The organism is Blastomonas sp. 34TW (genome assembly GCF_059803595.1).
Genome location: NZ_JAPFGW010000001.1, coordinates 87,839 through 111,102 on the forward strand (window position 1 = coordinate 87,839; position 23,264 = coordinate 111,102).

General features: G+C 65.8%; 21 protein-coding genes. All 21 read left to right on the forward strand.

What is annotated here, in order from left to right; all coding sequences use genetic code 11:
• Positions 1-2 precede the first annotated feature (2 nt).
• The 21 genes from OPU69_RS00445 to ftsA all read left to right on the forward strand — a co-directional run bounded on the left by OPU69_RS00445 (position 3) and on the right by ftsA (position 23,223).
• On the forward strand, positions 3-914 hold the full coding sequence (locus tag OPU69_RS00445) for a hypothetical protein (RefSeq protein WP_060978552.1): 912 nt from the start codon (positions 3-5) through the stop codon (positions 912-914).
• A 46-nt stretch (positions 915-960) separates the two neighbouring features.
• Positions 961-2,832 (forward strand): cytochrome c3 family protein, encoded by a 1,872-nt coding sequence (locus OPU69_RS00450; protein ID WP_060978553.1) that lies wholly within the window; start codon positions 961-963, stop codon positions 2,830-2,832.
• A 44-nt stretch (positions 2,833-2,876) separates the two neighbouring features.
• Positions 2,877-3,725, forward strand: coding sequence for a phosphodiesterase (locus tag OPU69_RS00455; protein ID WP_498508882.1), 849 nt, complete (start codon positions 2,877-2,879; stop codon positions 3,723-3,725).
• A 70-nt stretch (positions 3,726-3,795) separates the two neighbouring features.
• Positions 3,796-4,785, forward strand: coding sequence for a cysteine synthase A (locus tag OPU69_RS00460; RefSeq protein WP_498508883.1), 990 nt, complete (start codon positions 3,796-3,798; stop codon positions 4,783-4,785).
• A gap of 14 nt (positions 4,786-4,799) precedes the next feature.
• Complete coding sequence (locus OPU69_RS00465; RefSeq protein WP_498508884.1) at positions 4,800-5,156, forward strand: hypothetical protein; 357 nt, start codon at positions 4,800-4,802, stop codon at positions 5,154-5,156.
• Entirely contained in the window at positions 5,156-5,932 is a 777-nt protein-coding gene (locus OPU69_RS00470) for a Gldg family protein (RefSeq protein ID WP_498508885.1), read from the forward strand. The genes OPU69_RS00465 and OPU69_RS00470 overlap by 1 nt, the downstream gene beginning before the upstream one ends.
• Before the next feature lie 333 nt (positions 5,933-6,265).
• The gene (locus tag OPU69_RS00475; protein WP_060978558.1) at positions 6,266-6,727 is read left to right on the forward strand and encodes a division/cell wall cluster transcriptional repressor MraZ; all 462 of its coding nucleotides are present in this window, start codon (positions 6,266-6,268) and stop codon (positions 6,725-6,727) included.
• A 20-nt stretch (positions 6,728-6,747) separates the two neighbouring features.
• Entirely contained in the window at positions 6,748-7,716 is a 969-nt protein-coding gene (gene rsmH, locus OPU69_RS00480; protein WP_498509311.1) for a 16S rRNA (cytosine(1402)-N(4))-methyltransferase RsmH, read from the forward strand.
• On the forward strand, positions 7,713-8,309 hold the full coding sequence (locus tag OPU69_RS00485; RefSeq protein WP_060978559.1) for a hypothetical protein: 597 nt from the start codon (positions 7,713-7,715) through the stop codon (positions 8,307-8,309). The genes rsmH and OPU69_RS00485 overlap by 4 nt, the downstream gene beginning before the upstream one ends.
• Positions 8,306-10,015 carry a peptidoglycan D,D-transpeptidase FtsI family protein gene (locus OPU69_RS00490; protein WP_498508886.1) on the forward strand — a complete coding sequence of 570 codons (1,710 nt, stop codon included), beginning with the start codon at positions 8,306-8,308 and terminating at the stop codon, positions 10,013-10,015. The genes OPU69_RS00485 and OPU69_RS00490 overlap by 4 nt, the downstream gene beginning before the upstream one ends.
• 97 nt (positions 10,016-10,112) lie before the next feature.
• On the forward strand, positions 10,113-11,540 hold the full coding sequence (locus tag OPU69_RS00495; protein ID WP_060978561.1) for a UDP-N-acetylmuramoyl-L-alanyl-D-glutamate--2,6-diaminopimelate ligase: 1,428 nt from the start codon (positions 10,113-10,115) through the stop codon (positions 11,538-11,540).
• Entirely contained in the window at positions 11,537-12,955 is a 1,419-nt protein-coding gene (locus tag OPU69_RS00500; RefSeq protein ID WP_060978585.1) for a UDP-N-acetylmuramoyl-tripeptide--D-alanyl-D-alanine ligase, read from the forward strand. The genes OPU69_RS00495 and OPU69_RS00500 overlap by 4 nt, the downstream gene beginning before the upstream one ends.
• Entirely contained in the window at positions 12,955-14,025 is a 1,071-nt protein-coding gene (mraY, locus tag OPU69_RS00505; protein ID WP_498508887.1) for a phospho-N-acetylmuramoyl-pentapeptide-transferase, read from the forward strand. Before OPU69_RS00500 ends, mraY begins: the two co-directional genes overlap by 1 nt.
• On the forward strand, positions 14,022-15,350 hold the full coding sequence (gene murD / locus OPU69_RS00510) for a UDP-N-acetylmuramoyl-L-alanine--D-glutamate ligase (RefSeq protein ID WP_060978563.1): 1,329 nt from the start codon (positions 14,022-14,024) through the stop codon (positions 15,348-15,350). Before mraY ends, murD begins: the two co-directional genes overlap by 4 nt.
• The gene (locus OPU69_RS00515) at positions 15,347-16,576 is read left to right on the forward strand and encodes an FtsW/RodA/SpoVE family cell cycle protein (protein WP_208597939.1); all 1,230 of its coding nucleotides are present in this window, start codon (positions 15,347-15,349) and stop codon (positions 16,574-16,576) included. Before murD ends, OPU69_RS00515 begins: the two co-directional genes overlap by 4 nt.
• Positions 16,576-17,766 carry an undecaprenyldiphospho-muramoylpentapeptide beta-N-acetylglucosaminyltransferase gene (gene murG, locus OPU69_RS00520; RefSeq protein ID WP_060978564.1) on the forward strand — a complete coding sequence of 397 codons (1,191 nt, stop codon included), beginning with the start codon at positions 16,576-16,578 and terminating at the stop codon, positions 17,764-17,766. The genes OPU69_RS00515 and murG overlap by 1 nt, the downstream gene beginning before the upstream one ends.
• Positions 17,763-19,175, forward strand: a complete 1,413-nt coding sequence (murC, locus tag OPU69_RS00525; protein WP_060978565.1) for a UDP-N-acetylmuramate--L-alanine ligase — start codon at positions 17,763-17,765, stop codon at positions 19,173-19,175. Before murG ends, murC begins: the two co-directional genes overlap by 4 nt.
• A 26-nt stretch (positions 19,176-19,201) precedes the next feature.
• Positions 19,202-20,086, forward strand: coding sequence for a UDP-N-acetylmuramate dehydrogenase (gene murB / locus OPU69_RS00530; protein ID WP_498508890.1), 885 nt, complete (start codon positions 19,202-19,204; stop codon positions 20,084-20,086).
• A complete protein-coding gene (locus OPU69_RS00535; RefSeq protein WP_498508891.1) occupies positions 20,083-21,033 on the forward strand; it encodes a D-alanine--D-alanine ligase in 951 nt (316 codons plus the stop codon). The genes murB and OPU69_RS00535 overlap by 4 nt, the downstream gene beginning before the upstream one ends.
• Positions 21,017-21,913, forward strand: a complete 897-nt coding sequence (locus OPU69_RS00540; protein WP_498508892.1) for a cell division protein FtsQ/DivIB — start codon at positions 21,017-21,019, stop codon at positions 21,911-21,913. Before OPU69_RS00535 ends, OPU69_RS00540 begins: the two co-directional genes overlap by 17 nt.
• Positions 21,910-23,223 (forward strand): cell division protein FtsA, encoded by a 1,314-nt coding sequence (ftsA, locus tag OPU69_RS00545; protein ID WP_197418000.1) that lies wholly within the window; start codon positions 21,910-21,912, stop codon positions 23,221-23,223. Before OPU69_RS00540 ends, ftsA begins: the two co-directional genes overlap by 4 nt.
• The last annotated feature ends 41 nt before the right edge of the window (positions 23,224-23,264 follow it).

Sequence of the window (23,264 nt, forward strand, 5' to 3'; positions counted from 1 at the left end):
CCATGGCCAGCCAGGCGCAAACCGCCGCACCCGTGGTGCGCAAGAAGACCACCGGACGTCAGCGCAATTCGATGCATGACGGCTTTCTTCGCCACAAGAATTTCCGCTGGATGAAAATCGCGACGGTGCTCAGCATCACGTGCCTCGTCAGCTATTTTCTCATCGACGTGCAGCCGCGGCACAATGGCGGTTCGTGGTATGGCTATACGCTCGGCACCATCGGCGCAGCGCTGATCCTGTGGCTGACCTGCCTGGGCTTGCGCAAGCGCGCGATCACGCCGGGGGGCTGGTCGCTCAAGGCCTGGACCAGCGCGCATGTCTATCTCGGGCTCAGCCTGATCGTCATCGGCACGCTGCACACCGGCTTCCAGCTCGGCTGGAATGTGCACACGCTGGCCTGGTCGCTGATGATGATCGTCATCGTCTCCGGCATTGTCGGCATCTATTTCTACGCGACCTTGCCCGACAATCTGTCGAGCAACCGCGCCGATACCGATGGTGCGGTGACCGAAAAGATGATGATCGAGCAGCTGCGTTCGCTCGACCGGCAGCTGCACGATGCCGGCCAGCCGCTTGATCCTTCGCAGGCCGCGCTGGTCCAGGCTTCGCTCGAGCAGGACCCGTTTGCCGGCAATTTCATCCAGCGCATCACCAACAGCTATTCGGGCTGCGAGACCCGTGCTGCCATTGCCGAGCTGCGCCGGATGCGCGCCTATCAGCCGCGCATGGGCGACGACCCGCTCGACAAGGTCGACGGGCTCTTGCAGCGCAAGGAATCGACGCTGGCGCGGCTGCGCAAGCATCTTCAGATCAAGGCGCTGCTGCAGGTCTGGCTCTATGTCCATGTACCGATGACGTTCGCGCTGCTCGCCGCGCTGTCGGCGCACATTTTCAGCGTGTTTTTCTACTGGTGATCCAAAGTCCCGGGGCGGGGTGTCGGCAAGTGTTGGGGGCAGTTGAATGATGTTTATCGTCCGCCAGGTGGCCTTGAAGGCAGATGGCAGCGAGATCGTCCGCCAGACCGAGGTCGCGGGCGAGGAGATCCTCATCGGCCGCAACGCCAGCAACGGCGTGCACTTGCCCGACCTCGCGGTGAACCCGGTCCACGCGCGCATGGTGCGACGCGGCGGCGAGCTCATCGTCACCGCCGAATCGGCGCAACCTTTCGATGTCGACGGGCGCAGCGTCGAATCGACCTCAATTGATGTGGCGCGCGGTGCCGAACTGCGTTTTGGCGGCCATATCATCGCGCTGGGCACCGAAGGCGATGCGATCACGCTGACCGTTCGCCGCGTCGAAGCGGTATCGGACAGCGCCGAGGACAAGGACGAGGCCGCGATCTATTCGCTGAAAGGTCTGCTGCCCGGCAAGCGGATGAGCGCCTGGGGCTTTGCGCTGCTGGTCCTCATCGCGTGCCTGGCCTGGCCGGTCTATACCTGGTCGAGCTACAAGGACCTGGCCTACAAGGAGAAAATCTCGCGGCCCGCCGGTTTTCATGCCGACACGATGTGGTCTTCGGGCAAGCTCAGCCTGGCGCACAAGACCCTCAAGAACGATTGCCAGTCGTGCCATGTCGATGCGTTCGTGTCCGTCCGCGACAATGCCTGCATGACCTGCCACCAGAAGGATGCAGGACCTCACGCCCCGATGGCGCGTCAGCTCGATGCACGTGGCGACCCCACCGGATTTGCCGCTTTCACCCGATTCGTTGCAGCCAGTTTCAACAAACCTGCGGGACGTTGTGTCGAATGTCACACCGAGCATGAGGGTGCGGGTGCTATGGAACCGACACAGCAGCGATTCTGCGCTGAATGTCACGACGGGATGAACACGCGCTTGACCGACACCAAACTCGGAAATGCCGCCGATTTCGGTAAGGCCCATCCGCAGTTCCAGGCGGCGGTGCTGGTGCGTCCGCTGGTCGGCGACGATGCCAAGGCGCCGCGCAAGCGCATCTCGCTCGACAGGAAGCCCAAGGAAAATAACGGCCTCAAGTTCCCGCACGACATGCATCTGAGCAAGACCAACGGCGTCGCGCAGATGGGACGGCGGCTCAGCGCCAAATACGGCTTTGGCGACGCGCTCGAGTGCAAGGATTGCCACGAGCCGGACAAGAACAATGTCGGCTTTGTCGAGGTCGACATGGAGAAGAGCTGTGCGATGTGCCACAGCTTGGCCTTCGACAAGATCGGCGACACCTATCGCACGCTGCGCCATGGCCAGCCCGAGCAGGTCAAGGCGGATCTGCGCGCCTTCTACCGCTCGACCCCGCCTGCACGCCCGATCAACCTGGGCAGCCTGGCACGCCAGCGCCCCGGCGTCGTGAACTCGCGGCGGACGGCGGCGGATTATGCGCGCGCGGTCAATTTCCGCGGCGGCCGGGCCGATCAGGCGATCCGTCAGGTCTTCAGCCGCGGCGGTGCCTGTTATGACTGTCATGTCGTGGTGCCCCCTTCGGGATCGGGCGGGCTCGATTTCCGTATTGCTCCGGTCGCGCAGACCAGTCGCTACATGCAGAAGGGCTGGTTCACGCACGACGCGCATGACAAGGAAGAGTGCACCAGCTGCCATCTCGCCGAAAAGTCGAGCGATGCATCCGACCTGTTACTGCCCGGAATCAAGGACTGCCGGACCTGTCATGTCGGCGAGACTGGCGCTTCGCTGATCAAGGTGAAGAAACCGGTCGAATCCACCTGCGCAATGTGTCACGATTACCATGCCGATAAGGGGGCGCCATGGCTGCTTCGCGAGCAAGACAAGAAGAAAAAGCGGCCAGAGATTACGGCCTCCATGGCGCATCCGGGAGGGGCAGCGGCGCGGCTGCGACGATAGCTGCCGCGCCTGAGCGCACAAAAGACAGGGGACCGGGTCGCACAATGCTGATAGCTCAGATCACCGATATTCATCTGGGCTTCGATCCGGATAATCCCGCCGAATTCAATCGCAAGCGGCTCGATCAGGTGATCGCCATGTTGCGCGATCTGGACCCGGTGCCCGATCTTCTGCTCGCCACCGGTGATCTGATCGATCGTGGTGACGAGGACAGCTATCGCCGGCTCAAGAATGCGTTTTCGGTCTGCCCGTTCCCGGTGCACATGTGCATGGGCAATCACGACCAGCGCGACACCTTTGCCTCGCAATTTCCCCACGTGCCAATGGTCGACGGCTTCGTGCAGTACGAGGTCGACGCGGGACCCATCCGGCTGCTGGTGCTCGATACGCTCGAAGAGGGGCGGCATGGCGGCGCGTTCTGCGAGGTTCGCGCCGAATGGCTGCGCGCTCGGCTCGCCGAGCAGACCGATCGCCCGACGCTGATCGTCCAGCATCATCCGCCGATCGAGGTCGGCATCGAATGGATGAACACGCACCCCGAAGAGCCCTGGGTCGAGCGGTTGCGCGGATGCCTGGCGAACCGCCCCAATGTCATCGGCATGGTCTGCGGCCATGTCCACCGCGCGATCGTCAGCCAGTGGAACGGCTTTCCCGTCGCGATCTGTCCGTCGAGCGCGCCGCAGGTGGCGCTGGAGCTTGCACCGATCGATCCCGACCGGCCCGATGGCCGCAACATGATCATCGCCGATCCGCCTGCCTTCGCGCTGCACTGGTGGAACGGGCGCGAGCTGATCACGCATTACGAGACCGCCGACGAGCACGTGATGCTGGCGCGCTTCGACGAGAAGATGCAGCCCCTGGTGCGCAGCCTTCTGGCCGAGCGGCCCGCCTGATCGCGGCCCGGGCGGGGGCGGAGGGTCACGGCACCTTGCCGCCTGCGGACCCGGTGGCTATCTAGCGGCGATGACCATTGCACCGACCACGCTCGACCTGATTGGCAACACCCCGCTCGTGCGCCTGCACGGCCCCAGCGAGGCCGCCGGGTGCGACATCTTCGGCAAGTGCGAATACGCCAATCCCGGCGCGTCGGTGAAGGATCGTGCGGCGCTCTATATCGTGCGCGATGCCGAGGAGCGCGGAACGCTGCAGCCCGGCGGCACGATCGTCGAGGGCACGGCGGGCAATACCGGCATCGGCATCGCGCTGGTCGCCAATGCCAAGGGCTACAAGACGATCATCGTGATGCCCGAGACCCAGTCCAAGGAAAAGATGGACACGCTGCGCGCGCTGGGGGCGGAGCTGGTGCTCGTCCCGGCAGCGCCCTATGCCAATCCGGGCCATTTCGTGCACACCTCGCGCCGCCTGGCCGAAGAGACGCCCGGCGCGGTCTGGGCACAGCAATTCGACAATATCGCCAACCGCCGCGCGCATATCGAGGGCACGGCCGAGGAAATCTGGGCGCAGATGGACGGCCGGATCGATGGCTTTACCTGCGCGGCAGGCACTGGCGGCACCATCGCGGGCGTCGGCATGGGCCTCAAGGCGCACGACCCCAATGTCACGATTGCGCTCACCGATCCGCACGGTGCGGCCCTGTTCAATTATTATGCCAATGGCGAACTCAAGGCCGAAGGCTCGTCGGTTGCCGAAGGCATCGGCCAGGGGCGGATCACCGGCAATCTGGAAGATGCGCCGATCGACACGCAGTTCCGCATCTCGGACGAGGTCGGGATCTACTGGGTGCAGCGGCTGCTCAACGAAGAGGGGCTGTGCCTGGGCCTTTCCTCGGGCATCAATGTCGCGGGCGCGGTCGAGCTTGGGCGGACACTCGGCCCGGGGTCGCGCGTTGTGACGATCCTTTGCGATACCGGATTCCGCTATCTGTCGACCCTGTACAATCCCGAATGGCTGCGCGCCAAGGGATTGCCCGTCTTCCCCTGGCTGGCCGATTGACCTATACTGGCGCGATGGCCGCTGACAAAGCCCGCACGCCGGGGGGCAACCCCTTGATGCACCGCCTGCAGATCGGCATCGGCGGCATCTTTGCCGTGCTGGTGATGGTCGCGCTCGCCGATATGCTGCTGCAGCGCGCGGCCACCGAGGCTCCGGCTGAGAGCACCAGTGTCGCCGAGCCCGGTGTCGCTGCGACCACCGCTCCGCCCGTCGTGCAGCCGCCCGCCGCCAGCGAACCGCTGGTCGATCTGGGCGTCGTCCCCGATCTTCCGGCAGAAGGCACACAGCATAGCGCGGGCGGGCAGACCCCGGTGGTCGGCGAGCTGCAGAACGCGCCGCAATCGGGTTCGCCCAGCCAGCCCCAGCAGTGATGCGCGCAGGGCACGCGCTCGCGGCGGCAAGCCTTGCGGTCACCGCCTGCGTCCCTGCCTCTTCCGAACAGCCGGCCCAGCGCGCTGAACCATCCCCGATCGTCCCCAGCCTGCCGCGACAGAAGATCGCGCTGATGAGCAGCCTGCCGCTGGTCTATGGCGCGGGGGTCGACATGGCGGACGTGATCGCGGGCAAGGCCGATCCGCACCCGCTGCATGCGGCGCTCGCCGCGGCGCATGATCTGGTCGTACCCGATGCCCTGGATGCCGCTGCGCTCAAGGATGTGCGGCTGGCCATATTGGTGCAACCGCGCGCGCTCGGCCCCGACGAATTGGTGGCGCTCGATGACTATGTGCGCGCTGGCGGCCGGCTGCTGCTGTTTGCCGATCCGCAGCTCGATTGGCCGCACGGGGTCGGGCTGGCCGATCCGCGCGGTCCGCTGCGCACGTCGCTGATCTCGCCCTTGCTCCGCCATTGGGGATTGGAGCTGCAAAATCCGGGAATCGAATCGGTCCGGCTGGGTGAATCGGGCGTGTTACTGGTCCATCCCGGGCAATTCGGGGTTCTGCTGGGGAAATCTGGGGACGGATCATGCCACCCGGCTTTCCACGCTTCGGTGGTCCGCTGCAGCATAGGCAAGGGGCGTGCGGTGATCGTTGCCGATGCCGATCTGCTCGATCCTCAAATCCTCGCAAACCGCGCCGTTTCCGGGGCCGCCAACCGCACGTTCATTCGCGATCTGCTGCTCGAACTGATGCAGGAGGACAGCGGATGATGCCAACTGCCCGAATATTTTCGGTTCACCCCGAATATGGAACATTGACCCCAATGTTACCGTTCTAGACCCAAAAAACCCCTTCCATCCCCAACTATCCCTTGTTATGAACCTCCTTAATCGGGGTTCAACCATCTGTGATTCCTTTCCGACCTGCGGCGCTAGCGCGGCGTGGGGGCCTGAGGACTTTGCCTGCGGAGCGACGGGCAAGGGCTGTTTGCAGGTCAGGCAAGGGTCAGGCGAACACCCCCGGCATGTCAGGGATACGCAAGGGCGCGGAAAAAGGGGTGAGTCGACCAAGTGGCGGAAATCAGTGCCTTTTTGGGTTCTGCATTGACCACCATCGACCCCAAGGGGCGGATGGCCATCCCGGCTGCCTTCCGCAATCCCATCATCGCAAACTCGAACGGCGAAAGCGCAGTCGTCTTCTCGTTCAACGCGCAGGGCCAGTGTCTCCAAGGCTATGGCACCGAGCGGCTGAACGCCTTGCTCGAACAGATGCGCCGCCGCGAGGAAATCGCCAACGAGACCGGCGAGGAATTCCGCACCGAACTCTTCGGTGGCCCCAGGTTCAATTCCACCTCGACGATCAGCTTCGACGGCAGCGGCCGCCTGATCCTGCCCAAGATGCTGGTCGCCATGGCGCGGATCGAGAAGCACGTGTTCTTCAGCGGCAACGGCACCGATTTCAGCGTCTGGGGCTACGAGCATCTGATGTCGCTCGACGACCCGCGTCTCGCCTCGCAGCAATTCAACGCGCGTTTCCTGATGGAAGAACTGGGAGGCAAGCGCTGATGGCCGCTGATTCTCCCGCGATGACGCACGACGCGCCGCACATTCCGGTGCTGCTCGCCGAGGTGCTCGAAGGCCTGGCGATCCTGCCGGGTGAAGTGCATGTCGACGCGACCTTCGGCGCAGGCGGATACAGCCGCGCGATGCTGGCCGCCGGTGCCCAGGTCCATGGCTTTGACCGCGATCCCGACGCGGTGGCCACCGGAGCTGCTTTGGCCGGGCAGAGCGAAGGCCGCTTCACCTTCCACGCCGGGCGCTTCTCGCAGATGGCGCAGATGCTGCGCGCGGCAGGCGTGACCCAGGTCGATGGCATCGTCTTCGATATCGGCGTCTCGTCGATGCAGCTCGACCAGGCCGAGCGCGGCTTCTCGTTCCAGTCGGACGGTCCGCTCGACATGCGCATGGGCCAGGACGGCCTCAGTGCTGCCGATTTCGTCAACACCGCCGACGAAGGCGATATCGCCGATATCCTGTATCTCTATGGCGAGGAGCGTCAATCGCGCCGCATCGCCCGCGCCATCGTCGCCGCCCGTCCGTTGCAGAGGACGCTCGAGCTGGCGACGGTGGTGCGCAAGGCTCTGGGCTATCGCCCCGGCGCGCCGAAGGATCCGGCGACGCGCACCTTCCAGGCGATCCGCATCCATGTGAACGGCGAGCTGGACGAGCTGCGCGAGGGCCTGGTCGCGGCCGAGGCGATGCTCGCACCGGGCGGGCGGCTTGCCGTTGTCAGCTTCCACAGCCTGGAAGACCGCATCGTCAAGCGCTTCCTCAAGGCGCGCAGCGGCGGCGAGGGCGCAGGATCGCGTCACCTGCCCGACAATCCCGGCCAGCGCCGGACCCCCAGTTTCGAGAAACCCGCCAGACCGACCCGGGCGGGCGAGGCCGAATGCGCGCGTAACCCCCGCGCGCGTTCGGCCACCTTGCGGGTTGCAGTCCGTAGCGATGCCCCGGCCTGGGGCGCGCATGACGATGCGGAAAGGCAGGCGGCATGATCCTGGCAGTCAAGCGCCTCAAGACCATCGGCTGGATCGCGCTGATCTTCATCGTCGCGATCGCGCTCTATCCGCTCTCGCTCAGCGTCGCGACGCTGCGCAGCGACCTCACGCGCACCGAGCGCGACATCCTGCGTACTCGCGCCGAGATCCGCTATCTGGAAACCGAATTCGCCACCCGCGCGAGCCTTGCCCAGCTCGCGATGTGGAACGACCTCGAATATGGCTATGAGGCGCCCAGCGCCGCTCAGTATCTCGATGGCGAGCGCGAACTGGCCAATCTGGGCGAGATCGACAAGCCGCTCGACGAGCCGGTGCGGGTCGCCGCGATGACGATCAAGCCGCAGGCCGAACCTACGCCGATCAAGCCCGCCGAGCTTGCTGCCAACACGGTCAAGACGCCCGAGCCGCTCTCGGTCTCGGCGAGCGTCGCCATCATCAGCCCGGCGCGCGCCGCGACATCGGCGACCGCACCCAAGGCCGCAAAGGCGGGCGAGGAAAAGGGCTCGGGCCGTCGTCTGCTCGATGACCGGCTGCTCGACCGGATCAACAAACAGGCCGATGCCGAACTGAAGAAGACGGGGGGTCAATGACCGCGCTTGCATCCGGAAGTCACAGGGTCCGTCTGGCCAGCAAGCGCCAGCATCTCACGCTCACCGCGCAGGTCCGCCTGGTCGCGGTGCTCGCGTTGTTTGGCCTCGGCGTCGGCGCGATCCTCCTGCGGTTGACGTTTATCGGCGTGTTCGGCGAACAGGCCCAGGCCGCGACGCGCGGCGCGCTGGTCGATCCGGGGCGGGGCGATATCGTTGATCGCAATGGGGTGCCGCTGGCGCGCACGATCGATGGCTATGCCATCCGCGTGGTGCCGTCGAAGCTGATCGGCGACCGCAAGGTGCTCGCCGCCAAGCTGGCGGAAATCTTCCCCGACACATCCGAGCAGCGCTTCCTCAAGCTGCTCAGCCGCACCAAGCCCACCTATCTGCGCCACCGCGCGATTCCGGAAGAGGTCAATCGCGTCCACGCGCTGGGCGAGGTCGGCATCGAGTTTCCGCGCGAGAAGGAGCGCTTCTATCCGCAGTTGCAACTCGCGGCGCATGTGCTCGGCTATGTCCATCCCGATGGCCATGGCGTCTCGGGCATGGAGCGCGCGATGGACCAGGAGCTGCTCGATCCGAAGAAGCGGCTCATGCCCTCGGCATTGTCGATCGACATCCGCGTCCAGGCGGCGCTGGAGGACGAACTCGGCAAGGGCATGAAGGCCTATGATGCCAAGGCCGCAGCCGGGATCGTGCTCGATGTCGAGACCGGCGAAGTGATGGCGATGACCTCGCTGCCCAGTTTCAACCCCAACCAGTTCAACGCCAATAGCGTGGCGTTCGAAGCCAACCAGGTCACTTATCGCTTCTTCGAGCTGGGTTCGACCTTCAAGCCGCTGACCGTCGCGGCCGCGATCGATGCGGGCACGGTGACCAGCATGGCGCGCCGATATGACGCCAGCCGGCCGCTCAGGGTCGCAGGTTTCCAGATCCGCGATTCCCACTCGTCGGGCCGCTGGCTCAACGTGCCCGAAACGCTGGTGCACAGCTCCAACATCGTCACCGCCCAGATTGCCGACGAGCTGGGTCCGGAACGGCTGCAGGCAGTGATGCGCAAGCTGCATTTCGATCGCCAGGCCGATATCAACCTGCGCGAGCGCGCCAAGCCGCTCTGGCCGTCGCAATGGGGACGGCTGACCAACATGACGGTCAGCTACGGCCATGGCATCGCGGTGACGCCGCTGCATCTCGCCTCGGCTTATGCGGCGATGGTCAATGGCGGGCTGTACCGCCCGGCGACCCTGATGAAGCTCAATCCCGCCGACGTGCCGCGGGGCGAGCGCGTGTTCAAGGCCTCGACCAGCGCGCGGATGAACCAGCTGCTGCGCATGATCGTTCGCGATGGCACGGGTCGCAAGGCCGAGGCCCCGGGCTTCCGCGTCGGCGGCAAGACCGGCTCTGCCGAAAAGCCGGGCGCAGGCGGCTACAAGCGCAGCTCGGTGGTCGCGACCTTCGCCGCCGCCTTCCCGATGGACAAGCCGCGCTATGTCGTCATCGTTATGATCGACGAGCCCTCGGGCAACCAGGCGTCGTCCTTCCAGCGCACCGCAGGCTGGACCGCCGCGCCGGTGGTGGCCAAGCTGGTTCCGCGGATCGGCCCGATGCTGGGCGTCATCCCTGACGACAGGCGCGATGTCGATGTGTCCGAACTGATGCCGCTGCTGTGGAAGGCGCCGGGCAAGAAATCGGACGATCCGGTATAGGCAATTATACACAGGCGCCGCGATGCAGGGGGTTGCATCTGAAGCGGCGAAACATAGAGGAGGCGGGGATTTTCAGGGTCGGCAAAAGGGACGTGCAATGAAATTGGGTGAACTGGCTTCGGGTCTTTCCGGCGACGATGCGGCGCGGACTGTCACCGGATTTGCCATCGATCACCGCAAGGTCGCACCCGGCACCGTCTTCGGTGCCTTTGCCGGTGCCCGTTTCAACGGCGAGGATTTCATCGCCGATGCCGTTGCTGCCGGCGCCATCGCCATTGTCGCTGCGCCCAGTGCGAAGGTCGAGGGCGCGGTGCACATCGCCGACGCCAATCCCCGCCGCGCCTTTGCCCAGATCGCCGCGCGCTTCTTCACCCCCGTGCCCGCACACGTCGCTGCCGTCACCGGCACCAACGGCAAGACCTCGACCGCCGAGATGACCCGGCAGCTCTGGCGCATGGCCGGGCACAACGCTGCCTCGATCGGGACGCTCGGCGTCACCACCTCGGTCGATCAGGCGTCCACCGGGCTCACTACGCCCGATATCGTGACGTTCCTCGGCAACATGTCCGGCCTGGCGCGCGAGGGCGTGACCCATGCGATCTTCGAGGCCTCGAGCCACGGCCTGTCGCAGTTCCGCACCGAAGGACTGCCGGTCCAGGTGGGCGCCTTCACCAATCTCAGCCGCGATCATCTCGATTATCACGGCACGATGGAGGCCTATTTCGAGGCCAAGATGCGGTTGATCGACGAGGTCGTGTCCGAGGACGGCCATTTCGTCGTCTGGGCCGATGACGAATGGTCGGCACGCGTGATCGATCGCGTCAACGCGCGCGGGCTCAAGCTGATGACGGTGGGCGAGGGCGGCGAGGCGATCACGCTCGTAAGCCGCACCCCGACCCAGCTCGGCCAGCAACTGGTGCTCGAGCATGATGGGAAGCAGGTGAAGGTCAACCTGCCGCTGATCGGCGCCTATCAGGCGGCCAATGCGTTGGTGTCCGCCGGCATCGTCATCGCATCGGGTGGCACGCCGGCGCAGGTGTTCGACCATATGGCGCGGCTGCAGCCGGTTCGCGGACGGCTCGAGCGCGCGGTCATCACCCGCGAAGGCGCGCCGGTCTATGTCGATTATGCCCACACCCCCGATGGTCTGGTCGCCGCGATTGCCGCACTGCGCCCGCATGTCTCGGGCAGGCTGATCACATTGTTCGGTGCGGGCGGCGACCGCGATGCCGGCAAGCGCCCCGAAATGGGCAAGGTGGCGGCCGAGCTGTCCGATGTCGTCATCGTCACCGACGACAATCCGCGCTCCGAGGACCCCGCCAGCATCCGCGCCGCGATCATGGCCGCGGCGCCCGGTGCGACCGAGATCGGCGGACGGCGCGAGGCGATTGCCGCTGCCATCGCCATGGCGGGCAAGGACGATATCGTGCTGCTCGCCGGGAAAGGCCATGAGCAAGGTCAGATCGTCGGAGACCGTGTGCTGCCGTTCGACGACGTCCAGGTTGCGCGGGAGTGCGCCGCGTGAGCCTCTGGACGTCCTCCGAGCTCGCGAAGGCAACTGGCGGCACCGCCTCGGCGGAGTTCGAGGTGACCGGCGTCGCGTTCGATTCCCGCGAAATCCAGCCGGGCGACCTGTTCATCGCGATGCGCGGCGAGGCGACCGACGGGCATCTGTTCATCGACCGCGCGATGGCGGCAGGCGCGGCGGGCGTGATCTGCGAGCAGCCGGTCGATCACCCGCATGTGCTGGTGGCGGATAGCGCCGCCGCGCTCACCGCGCTAGGGCATGCCGCGCGCGCGCGGACCGGCGCGACGGTCATCGGCGTGACCGGATCGGCGGGCAAGACCAGCACCAAGGAGGCGCTGTTCCACGCGCTCGACCGCATGGCCCCGGGCGCGGTGCACCGATCGGTCAAGAGCTACAACAACCATGTCGGCGTGCCCTTGAGCCTGGCACGCATGCCGCGCGACGCCAGGTTCGGCGTGTTCGAAATGGGCATGAACCATGCGGGCGAGCTGGCCGAACTGACCCGCATCGTCCGCCCGCATATCGCGATGATCACGACGATCGCGCCTGCCCATATCGGCAATTTCAGCAATGGCGAGGAAGGTATTGCCGATGCCAAGGCCGAGATCTTCCAGGGTCTTGAGCCCGGCGGTACCGCGATCGTGCCGCACAACAACCGCCATTATCCGCGCCTCTATGCCGCTGCGCAGGCATGCGCCCATGTCATCCGCCGCTTCGGCAGCCAGCCGGACAGCGAAACCCGGCTGATCGATGCGATCCGCGCGCCCGAAGGCGGATCGCTGGTCACTGCTGAGATCGGCGAGGCGCGGCTGTGCTTCCGCGTCTCCGCGCCGGGCGAGCACTGGGTGATGAACGCGCTCGCGGTAATGACCGCGGTCGACGCGGCAGGCGGCGATCTGGCGGTGGCTGGCCTCGCGCTCGCCGATCTGCCTGGCATGTCGGGTCGCGGCGAGCGTGTGCAGGTTGCGACGCCCGATGGCGGCAGTGCGCTGCTGATCGATGAGGCCTATAACGCCAACCCAGCCTCGATGGCGGCGACGCTGGCACTGCTCGGACAGGAACAGGCCAGCCGCCGCATCGCCGTACTCGGTGCGATGAAGGAGCTCGGCGAGACCTCGGACAGCTATCATGCAGGGCTCGCCGCGCCGATCCTCGCGGCCAAGGTCGATCATGTCATTCTGGTCGGCGACGAAATGGCACCCTTGGCCGATGTACTCGCCAATTCGCTTGAGTGGCGGGGCACAATCGCGCATGTGCCCGCCGCCGATGCGGCGCTGAACGCGCTGACGGCCATTTTGGGCGATGGCGATGCCCTGCTCGTCAAGGGGTCCAATTCCGTGGGATTGTCCGCACTGGTGCGCGCGCTGGCAGCATCGCCGGCCGCATCCGCCGTGTCGCGGGAGGGGGTTTGATGCTGTATCTGCTGGCGCAATATCTGGATTTTGAAGGGCCGCTGAACCTCATCCGTTATCTGAGCTTCCGCTCGGGCGCGGCGATCGTCACCGCGCTGTTCATCGGTCTGATCATCGGCCCGCGCTTCATCCTGATGCTGCGCATGCGCCAGGGCAAGGGCCAGCCGATCCGTCTCGACGGCCCGCAGACGCACCTCGCCAAGCGCGGCACCCCGACCATGGGCGGGCTGATGATCCTGATTTCGCTCACCATTTCGGTGCTGCTGTGGATGGACCTGACCAACGTTTTCGTCTGGGCGTGCCTGTGCGTGACGCTGGGCTTCGGGCTGATCGGTTTTCTCGACGATTTCGACAAGGTGCGCAAGGCGAGCCACAAGGGCGTGTCGGGCAAGGTGCGGTTGCTGGGCGAGTTCCTGATCGCCGGCGTGGCGAGCTGGGTCATCCTGGGTCAGACCGGAACCTTGCTCTATGTGCCCTTCATCAACTATCCGCCGTTCGACCTGGGGCTGTTCTACATCCCGTTCGCCGCGTTCACCATCGTGGCTTTCGGCAATGCTGTGAACCTGACCGACGGGCTCGACGGCCTTGCCACCTTCCCGGTGGTGATCGCGAGCCTCGCGTTCCTGCTGATCGTCTACATGGTCGGCAACGCCAAGTTTGCAGCATATCTGGGCATTCCGCACGTGCCGGGCGCGGGTGACCTGGCCATCTATTGCGGCTGCATCATCGGCGCGTGCCTTGCCTTTCTGTGGTTCAACGCGCCTCCTGCCGCCGTGTTCATGGGCGATACCGGCTCGCTGGCGCTGGGCGGCGCGCTCGGCGCGATCGCGGTCGCGGCGCACCATGAAATCGTGCTTGGCATCGTCGGCGGCTTGTTCGTGGTCGAGGCGATGTCGGTGATCATCCAGGTGTTCTTCTTCAAGCGCACCGGCAAGCGCGTGTTCCGCATGGCGCCGATCCACCACCATTTCGAGCAGTTGGGCTGGGCGGAATCGACCGTTGTCGTGCGCTTCTGGATCATCTCGCTGGTGCTCGCGCTGGCCGGTCTTGCGACGCTGAAGATCCGGTGATCACGTCGCCCGCCTTTGCCGCGAAACGCTATTGCATCCTGGGCCTGGCGCGCTCGGGCCTGGCGACGCTCGATGCGCTGATGGCATCGGGTGCCGAGTGCACCGTGTGGGACAATCGCGACGAAGCGCGCGAGACGGCGGTGTCGCACCACCCCGAGGTGCGGATCGGCGATCCGATGGAGATCGACCTCCAAGGGTTCGATGGCCTTATCGTTTCCCCCGGCGTGCCGCTCAACCGCCATCCGGTGGCCGATCGCGCGCGCGCTGCGGGCGTTCCGATCATCGGCGATATCGAATTGTTCGCGCTCGCCCGGGCGAGCCTGCCGCCGCACCGCGTGGTGGGCATTACCGGCACCAACGGCAAGTCGACCACCACTGCGCTGATCCACCACATCATCCGCGAGGCGGGCGTGCCGACGATCATGGGCGGCAATATCGGCCTGCCCATCTTGTCGCAGCCGCCGCTTCCCGAAGGCGGGATCTATGTGCTGGAACTGTCGAGCTATCAGATCGACCTGACCTACAGCCTCGATTGCAATGTCGCGGTGCTGCTCAACATCACGCCCGATCATCTTGACCGCTATGAGGGCTTTGCCGGTTACTGCGCCGCCAAGGCGCGGCTGTTTGCGATGCAGCATGATCCTGAGCATGTCGCGGTGATCGCCACCGATGACGAGCCGACCCGCGGCATCGCTGCGACGCTGACCGACCCGATCGAGGTTCACGCAGCCGATATCTTGGCCGAAGACCAGCGCGCCTGGCCCGCATTGCAGGGCCCGCACAACGCGCAGAATGTCGCGGTCGCGCTGGCAGCTGTCGATGCGCTGGGGCTCGACAAGGCGCGCAGCCGCGCGGCGCTCGCCACCTATTCCAGCCTGCCGCACCGCATGGAGCGCACCGCCGAGCATCGCGGCGTGCTCTATGTCAACGACAGCAAGGCGACTAATCCGGCCTCGACCGCGCCTGCGCTGGGGGCCTATCCGCGCATCCACTGGATCGTCGGCGGCCTTCCCAAGGGCGACAGCCTCGACGAATGCGCGCCGCATTTCGATCATGTCGTTCACGCCTATACCATCGGCGAGGCCGGGCCGGTGTTCGCGGACCAGCTCGAAAAGGTCATGCCGGTGACCCGTGCCGAGCTGATGGCGAACGCGGTGCGCAGCGCGATGGCCAATGCGAAGCCGGGCGAGGTGGTGCTGCTGTCGCCGGCCTGTGCCTCGTTCGACCAGTTCCGCGATTTCGAGGCGCGCGGCGACTGCTTCCGCAAGATCGTCGATGCGCTGATTGCCGAAGATGCGAACCACGAGGAGGATGCCGAGCGATGAGTGATCTTGCTGCCACCGCCCCCGCAACCGGTCTTTCGGGCAAGCGCGCGTACAAGCTGCCGCGCAATCTCGGGCGCAGGCTGGGCCGCAGCGACCGGTCGCAGCTGGCGATCTGGTTCTGGGAACTGGACCGCGTGCTGCTGGCAATGATCATGATGCTGATCGCCATCGGCCTGATCGCGGTGCAGGCGGCATCGCCCGCGACCGCGCGCCGCCTTTCGACCGCGACCGAGACGCTGAGCCCGCTCTACTTCTTCTACCGCCAGCTTGGTTGGGTGATCGTCAGCCTGGGCTTCATGTTCGTGGTCTCGATGCTGCCCAAGCGCGAGGCGCGCCGCCTGGCGATCATCATGGCGTGCGTGTTCTTCGTGCTACTCGCCCTTGTGCCGATCTTCGGCAATGCCGTGAACGGGTCGAAGCGCTGGATCGGCTATGGCATCGGCATCCAGCCGTCCGAATTCCTGAAACCCGCCTATGCGGTGACCATGGGCTGGATCATCTCGCTGCGCGTCAAGGACCCGAGCCTGCCAGTGCTCAAGCTGTCGATGGCGATCACCGCGTGTATCGCGGTGCTGCTGATGCGCCAGCCGGACCTTGGCCAGACGATCATGTTCATCGGCATCTGGTTCACGCTGATGCTGCTGGCTGGCCTGCCGATGCAGGTGGTCGGCCTTGGTGTCGGTGCGGGCGCGGTGGGCATGACGCTCGCCTATTTCTTCTATCCGGTGGCGACGCAGCGCATCAACGGCTGGCTGTTCGGCGCGGGCGAGTATGACCATGTGATGTTCGCGCACAAGACGCTGACCGGCGGTGGGCTGATCGGCACCGGACCGGGCCTGGGCGTGCACAAGTTCAACCTGCCCGAGGCGCATACCGATTATATCTTCTCGGTCATCGGCGAGGAGTTCGGCCTGCTCGCCTGCGCCGCCATCGCTCTGGTCTATTTTGCGATCATCGTGCGCATCTGCATGCGGCTGCTCGACGAGCGCGACCTGTTCACCATCCTCGCGGTGACGGGCCTTACCGCGCAGCTTGGCGGGCAGGCGTTCATCAACATCGCGGTGAACCTGCAATTGTTCCCCTCCAAGGGCATGACGCTGCCGTTCATCAGCTATGGCGGCTCTTCGATGATCGCGCTCGGCATCGGCGCGGGCTTGCTGCTGTCGCTCACCCGGCGTAACCCGTTCGAAGACCGCAGCCTGCTCGGACCGGACTGGAAGAACTGATGACCATCTCACGCCATTATGTGCTCGCCGCAGGCGGCACCGGCGGACATTTGATTCCGGCCTATGCGCTTGCGCGCGAATTGCAGCAGCGCGGGCATCATATCGCGCTGGTGACCGACGAGCGCGGCGCGAAGATCCCCGGCATTTTCGAGGGCGATCAGGTGCACATTCTGCCGCCCGGACGCATCGCGGGCGGGCCGATCGGCTGGCTCCGCGGCATGAGGGGCATCTGGGCGGGCCGCTCCATGGCGCTCAACCTGTTCGAGAATTTCCAGCCGAGCGCGGTCATCGGTTTCGGCGGCTACCCCGCGCTGCCGACGCTGCTCGCGGCGCAGAAGGCGCGCATCCCGACGATCATCCACGAGCAGAATGCGGTGCTGGGGCGGGTCAACCGCTTCATGGCAGGCCGGGTCAACGCGATTGCCACTGCGTACAAGCAGGTCGACCGGCTGAACCCCAGGCTCAAGGATCGCGTTCATCTGGTCGGCAATCCGGTGCGCGACGCGGTGCTTGGCTTGCGCGGCGAGAACTACCCGCCGCTGCTCGAGGATGGCGTGTTCCGCGTGCTCGTCACCGGGGGGAGCCAGGGCGCGCGGGTGCTGTCCGAAGTCGTGCCCGATGGCCTGGCGATGCTGCCGGTCAATCTGCGCCGCCGCCTCCAGGTGGTCCAGCAGTGCCGCGAGGAGGATATCGAGGGCGTCCGCGCCAAATATGCCGAGCATGGCATTCCGGCGGAACTCGCCACCTATATGAACGACCTGCCCGAAAAGCTCGGCTGGTCGCACCTGTTCATCGGCCGTGCGGGCGCATCGACGATCGCCGAGCTGACGGTTGCTGGCCGCCCGGCGATCCTGGTGCCGCTGCCGATTGCCACCGACGACCACCAGACCGCCAATGCGCGCGAGATGGTCAAGGCCGGCGGCGCGCGCTCGATCCGGCAGGAGGCTTTCACGCCCAAGGAACTCGCCAAGCAGATCCAGAAGATGGCGCTCGACCCGCAGGCGCTCGAGAATGCGGCGCTTGCCGCGCACAAATGCGGTTACCCTAATGCGGTGCGCGATCTCGCCGATCTCGTCGAGAGCTTCGGCGCCGCGCCGCTCGCAGACATTATTCGCGTGGCTCCCGCCGCCAAGGGCCAGGCCCTGGGCGGCGAGGCCCTGGCCCGCGAAGCTGAAGGACAGGAAGCATGAAGGGCGTCGGAATCGACATCGGTACCATCCATTTCATCGGCATCGGCGGCATCGGCATGTCGGGCATTGCCGAGGTGATGCACAATCTGGGTTACAAGGTGCAAGGGTCGGACATTGCCGAAAGCTATGTCGTCGAGGGCCTGCGCAAGCGCGGCATCAAGGTGATGATCGGGCACAAGGCGGAAAATCTGGGCGACGCTGCGGTGGTCGTAACCTCGACCGCGATCAAGCGCGGCAATCCCGAAGTCGATCTGGCGCTCGAGAACCGCGTCCCCGTCGTCCGCCGCGCCGAGATGCTGGCCGAGCTGATGCGCCTCAAGTCCACCGTCGCAGTGGCCGGCACGCACGGCAAGACCACGACCACCTCGATGATCGCCGCGATGCTCGATGCGGGCGGCATCGACCCCACCGTGATCAACGGCGGCATCATCAACAATTACGGATCGAACGCGCGCCTCGGCGACAGCGAATGGATGGTGGTCGAGGCCGACGAGAGCGACGGCAGCTTCCTGAGGCTCGACGGCACGATCGCGGTCGTCACCAATATCGATCCCGAGCATCTCGACCATTATGGCAGCTTCGACCGGGTCAAGGACGCGTTCGTCGAGTTCGTCCAGAACGTGCCTTTCTACGGCGCGGCAATCCTGTGCCTCGACCATCCCGAGGTCCAGGCGATCCTGCCGCGTGTCAAGGACCGGCGCGTGGTGACCTATGGTTTTTCAGCCCAGGCTGATGTGCGCGGCGACAATGTCGTCTCGATCCCCGGCGGCAACCGCTTCGACGTCACCGTGCGCGAGCGCGACGGCTCCACCCGCCAGATCACGGGCATCGAACTCCCCATGCCGGGCCGCCACAATGTGCAGAACGCCATCGCCGCGATCGCGGTCGGGCTGCAGATGGGCATGGCGGACGCCGATATCGTCACCGGCTTTGCCAAGTTCGGCGGGGTCAAGCGCCGCTTCACCAAGGTGGGCGAAGTCGATGGTGTGACGATCATCGACGATTACGGCCATCACCCGGTGGAAATCCGCGCGGTGCTGGCGGCGGCGCGCGAGGGGGTCAAGAACCGCATCATCGCGGTGGTCCAGCCGCACCGATATTCGCGTCTGGGCGATCTGATGGACGAGTTCCAGCAGGCGTTCAACGATGCTGATATCGTCTATGTCGCGCCGGTCTATGCGGCGGGCGAGGAGCCGGTCGAGGGCGTGAGCGCCGAAACGCTGGCGAGCGGCCTCAAGCAGCGCGGCCATCGCCAGGCGCGTACGATCACCGGGCCGGACGAGCTGGCCGATCTGCTGGCGGCCGAGGCGCAGGACGGCGACATGGTCATCTGCCTGGGCGCAGGCGATATCACGAAATGGGCGGCGGGCCTGGCTGCGGCGATTGGTTCGCGGAGAGTGCCTGCGTGATTTCAACCGCGCCTCGTCCTGAAACCATGCCCGATGTACGCGGCAAGCTGACGGCGCATGCGCCGTTGGCCCCTTTGGTGTGGTTCAAGGCCGGGGGCGCCGCCGACTGGCTGTTCGAGCCCAAGGACGCCGATGACCTCGCGCAATTCCTGGCCGCGCTCGATCCGTCCGTGCCTGTGATGGCTTTGGGACTGGGATCGAACCTCATCGTCCGCGACGGCGGCGTGCCCGGTGTCGTGGTTCGCCTCGGCAAGGCTTTCTCTAAGGTCGAGCGGATCGATGACGTGACGCTGGCCTGCGGGGCAGGGGCCTCGGGCATTCTCGTCTCCTCGACCGCGCGCGATGCCGGTATCGGGGGCCTGGAATTCCTGCGCTCGATCCCCGGCACGGTCGGCGGTTTCGTGCGGATGAACGGCGGTGCCTATGGTCGCGAGGTCAAGGATATCCTGATCGACTGCGAAGTCGTGCTGCGCAACGGCAAGCGCCAGACCCTGCAACTCGCTGACCTGCACTACACTTATCGGCATTCGGAACTGCCCGAAGGTGCGATCGTGATCGCGGCGACCTTTCGCGGCCATCCCGATGCGCCGGCGGCGATCCAGGCCGAGATGGACCGCATTGCCGCCTCGCGCGAGGCGAGCCAGCCGCTGCGCAGCAAGACCGGCGGATCGACCTTCAAAAATCCGGAAGGGCACAAGGCCTGGGCGCTGGTCGATGCGGCGGGCTGTCGCGGCCTGATGCTCGGCGGCGCGCAGGTCAGCGAGAAGCACACCAATTTCCTGATCAACACCGGCACCGCCACCAGCGCCGATATCGAGGCGCTGGGCGAGGAAGTCCGCGCCCGCGTCCTCGCGCAATCGGGTGTCGCGCTGGAATGGGAAATCCAGCGGATAGGAAAGCCGAATTCATGACCCTGCCCAAGCTCCATATTGCCGTGCTGATGGGCGGCTGGTCGGCCGAGCGCGAGGTGTCGCTGATGAGCGGCGAGGGCGTCGCCAAGGCGCTGGAATCGCGCGGGCACCAGGTGACGCGGGTCGACATGGACCGCAATGTCGCTGCGGTGCTGGCGGGCATCCGTCCCGATATCGTGTTCAACGCGCTGCACGGCACGCCGGGCGAGGATGGCAGCGTGCAGGGCATGCTCGACCTGATGCAGATCCCGTACACGCATTCGGGCATGGCGACCTCGGTGATCGCGATCGACAAGGTGCTGACCAAGCAGGCGCTGGTGCCGCATGGCATCCCGATGCCGGGCGGGCATATCGTGCGGTCGGAAAGCCTGTATTCGGGCGATCCGCTGCCGCGCCCCTATGTGCTGAAGCCCGTCAACGAAGGCTCGTCGGTGGGCGTCGCCATCGTCAAGGCGGACAGCAATTATGGCGATCCGATCAGCCGCGACGCGATCGGACCCTGGCAGGAATTCGACGAACTGCTCGCCGAGCCGTTCATCAAGGGCCGCGAGCTGACCACGGCGGTGCTCGGCGACCGCGCGCTGGGCGTCACCGAATTGCAGACCAAATCGGGCTTTTACGACTATGACGCCAAATATACCGATGGGCTGACGCTGCATATCTGTCCGGCGGAAATCCCCGAAGAGATCGCGCAGCGCTGCATGGAGCTGGCGCTCAAGGCGCACAACATCCTTGGCTGCAAGGGCGCGTCGCGCTCCGATTTCCGCTGGGATGACGAAAAGGGGCTGGAAGGGCTGTACCTGCTGGAGGTCAACACCCAGCCGGGCATGACCCCGCTCAGCCTCGTGCCGGAACAGGCGGCGGCGATCGGCATCAGCTATGCCGATCTGGTCGAGATCATCGTTGAACAGGCATTGGGGGGCACCCGGCATGGCGACACGGATTAAGCGCGGCACATCGGCGAAACGGGGCGCGACGCGCGCCAAGCCGCGCACGCCGCAGCGCTCGCGCACCAACGCGTTTCTCGCCCGTCTGCCCTTTACCGAAGAGCAGATGCAGAAGGCGGCGACCATCGGCATCCTGGGCATTCTCGCACTGGGCGGGGTCATCACCGCCCAGTTCATGGGCATTCCCGGCATGGTGCAGGAAGAGATGGCGCTGGCCGCCGGTCGCGCCGGGTTCGAGGTCAAGAAGGTCGAGGTACGCAACGTCGACAAGATGAACGAGCTCAAGGTCTACGAGATCGTGCTCGCGCAGAAGGACCGGTCGATGCCGCAGGTCGACCTTGAGGAGTTGCGCCGCGAACTGACCCGGTTCAGCTGGATCGCCGACGCGCGCATCTCGCGCCAGCTCCCCGACACGCTGATCGTCGATATCGTCGAGCGCGAGCCGCTGGCGGTGTGGGAGGATCGTGGGCGCGTGATGCTGGTCGATGCCGAGGGCGTCGCGCTCGAGCCGAGCCCCGGCCAGATCGATCCGAAGATGCTGCGCATCGTCGGCAAGCGCGCCAATACGCGGATCAAGGATCTCACTAAGCTGCTCGACGCCGCGCCCGCGCTGACCCCGCAGGTCAAGGAGGCCGAATGGGTCGGCAACCGACGCTGGAACCTCAGCTTCCATACCGGCGAGGTGCTGGCGCTGCCCGAGGGCGAGGATTTGTCGCAGGCCGCGCTGATCAACTTCGCGCGGATGGACGGGGTCAACCGGCTGCTGGGCAAGGGCGTGACCTATTTCGACCTGCGCGATCCCGAGCGCGCCTATCTGCGCCGTCCGCGTAGCCCCGCCAAGCCCGAAGGCGATGCCCTGGCATCGGCAGCCGACCAATGAGCAGCGGCAAGGCACGCAAGGGCGGCGCGGCCGTCCCCCGGATCGAGAAGACCTATGGCGCGCTCGACATCGGCTCGTCCAAGGTCTGCGCGATGATCATCGGGCGCACCGACGCGGGCGAGCTGCTGGTGCTGGGCACTGGTCAGCGCGCGAGCGAGGGCGTCAAGCGCGGCTATATCACCGACATGGCCGCGACCGAGCTGGCGGTGCGCGAAGCGGTGGAACAGGCCGAGCGGATCGCGGGGCTCAACATCGACCATGTCCATGTCGGCTGCACTTCGGGCGGGCTGACCAGCACGATCGCGCGGGTCGAGATCGATCTGGGCGGCGGGCGGATCGACGAGGATGATGTCGACCATCTGCTGGCAGCGGGGCGCGAGACGATCCAGCCCGGCGGTCGCATGGTGCTGCACGCGCAGCCCGCGCTCTACACGCTCGACGGCGCAACCGGCGTCAAGAAGCCGATCGGCCTGCATGCCGAGCGGCTGGGCGTCGATATCCACGTGATCTTTGCCGACGGTGCGCCGGTGCGCAATATCGACCAGACGGTCGCGGCCGCCTATCTCGGCGTCAGCGGCATCGTTGCCGCGCCGATCGCCGCGGGCACTGCGGTGCTGGGCGAGGAAGAGCGCGAGCTCGGCGTCGCGCTGGTCGAGATGGGCGCGGCGGTCACCAATATCTCGCTCTATGCCGGCGGCATGCTCGTCGGGTTGTTCACCATTCCCTTCGGCGGCGCGGACATTACCGATGCCATCGCCTCCGCCTTCGGGCTGCGCCGGGCGGAGGCCGAGCGGATCAAGTGCTTTCATGGTGCCGCGACATCCTCGCCGCGCGACAATCACGACATGATCGACCTGCGTCTGCCCGAAGAGGACAGCAAGCTGGTCGGCGCAGGCGGGAGGACGGATGACAAGCATTCGATCAGCCGCGCGCAGCTCGTCTCGGTGATCCGCCAGCCGCTCGACTATCTGATCGGCGAGATCACCAAGGGGCTGAAGGAACTGGGCTTTACCGGCGCGCAGGGCCAGCGGATCGTGCTCACCGGCGGGTGCGCCGAACTGCGCGGGCTTGCCGATCACATGCAGGTGGCGCTGGGCCGCACGGTGCGGATCGGTCGCCCGACCGGCATCGCGGGCCTTCCCGATGCACATGCGGGTCCGGCCTTCTCGACATTGGCGGGACTGGCGCTGTTCGCGGCCGACGAACCGGTCGATATTCGCAGCGTTGCCTCCAGCTATCAGCAGGTTCACCGTCATTCTGGCGCTGCTGTTCTGCAGCGATTGTGGCGTGCCCTGGTTGGAAATTTCTGACGATGCGGCGCGGTTCGTCGTCTTGCATGCAGGAAGTGGTG

Bases quoted from the DNA above. Each gene is read 5' to 3' on its own strand.
- OPU69_RS00460 (WP_498508883.1), top strand. From the start codon at position 3,796: ATGACCATTGCACCGACCACGCTCGACCTGATTGGCAACACCCCGCTC.
- mraY (WP_498508887.1), top strand. From the start codon at position 12,955: ATGCTGTATCTGCTGGCGCAATATCTGGATTTTGAAGGGCCGCTGAAC.
- OPU69_RS00455 (WP_498508882.1), top strand. From the start codon at position 2,877: ATGCTGATAGCTCAGATCACCGATATTCATCTGGGCTTCGATCCGGAT.
- OPU69_RS00540 (WP_498508892.1), top strand. From the start codon at position 21,017: ATGGCGACACGGATTAAGCGCGGCACATCGGCGAAACGGGGCGCGACG.
- murB (WP_498508890.1), top strand. From the start codon at position 19,202: ATGCCCGATGTACGCGGCAAGCTGACGGCGCATGCGCCGTTGGCCCCT.
- murG (WP_060978564.1), top strand. From the start codon at position 16,576: ATGACCATCTCACGCCATTATGTGCTCGCCGCAGGCGGCACCGGCGGA.
- OPU69_RS00470 (WP_498508885.1), top strand. From the start codon at position 5,156: ATGCGCGCAGGGCACGCGCTCGCGGCGGCAAGCCTTGCGGTCACCGCC.
- OPU69_RS00450 (WP_060978553.1), top strand. From the start codon at position 961: ATGATGTTTATCGTCCGCCAGGTGGCCTTGAAGGCAGATGGCAGCGAG.
- OPU69_RS00465 (WP_498508884.1), top strand. From the start codon at position 4,800: ATGGCCGCTGACAAAGCCCGCACGCCGGGGGGCAACCCCTTGATGCAC.
- ftsA (WP_197418000.1), top strand. From the start codon at position 21,910: ATGAGCAGCGGCAAGGCACGCAAGGGCGGCGCGGCCGTCCCCCGGATC.
- OPU69_RS00490 (WP_498508886.1), top strand. From the start codon at position 8,306: ATGACCGCGCTTGCATCCGGAAGTCACAGGGTCCGTCTGGCCAGCAAG.
- OPU69_RS00485 (WP_060978559.1), top strand. From the start codon at position 7,713: ATGATCCTGGCAGTCAAGCGCCTCAAGACCATCGGCTGGATCGCGCTG.
- rsmH (WP_498509311.1), top strand. From the start codon at position 6,748: ATGACGCACGACGCGCCGCACATTCCGGTGCTGCTCGCCGAGGTGCTC.
- OPU69_RS00495 (WP_060978561.1), top strand. From the start codon at position 10,113: ATGAAATTGGGTGAACTGGCTTCGGGTCTTTCCGGCGACGATGCGGCG.
- OPU69_RS00515 (WP_208597939.1), top strand. From the start codon at position 15,347: ATGAGTGATCTTGCTGCCACCGCCCCCGCAACCGGTCTTTCGGGCAAG.
- OPU69_RS00445 (WP_060978552.1), top strand. From the start codon at position 3: ATGGCCAGCCAGGCGCAAACCGCCGCACCCGTGGTGCGCAAGAAGACC.
- OPU69_RS00535 (WP_498508891.1), top strand. From the start codon at position 20,083: ATGACCCTGCCCAAGCTCCATATTGCCGTGCTGATGGGCGGCTGGTCG.
- murC (WP_060978565.1), top strand. From the start codon at position 17,763: ATGAAGGGCGTCGGAATCGACATCGGTACCATCCATTTCATCGGCATC.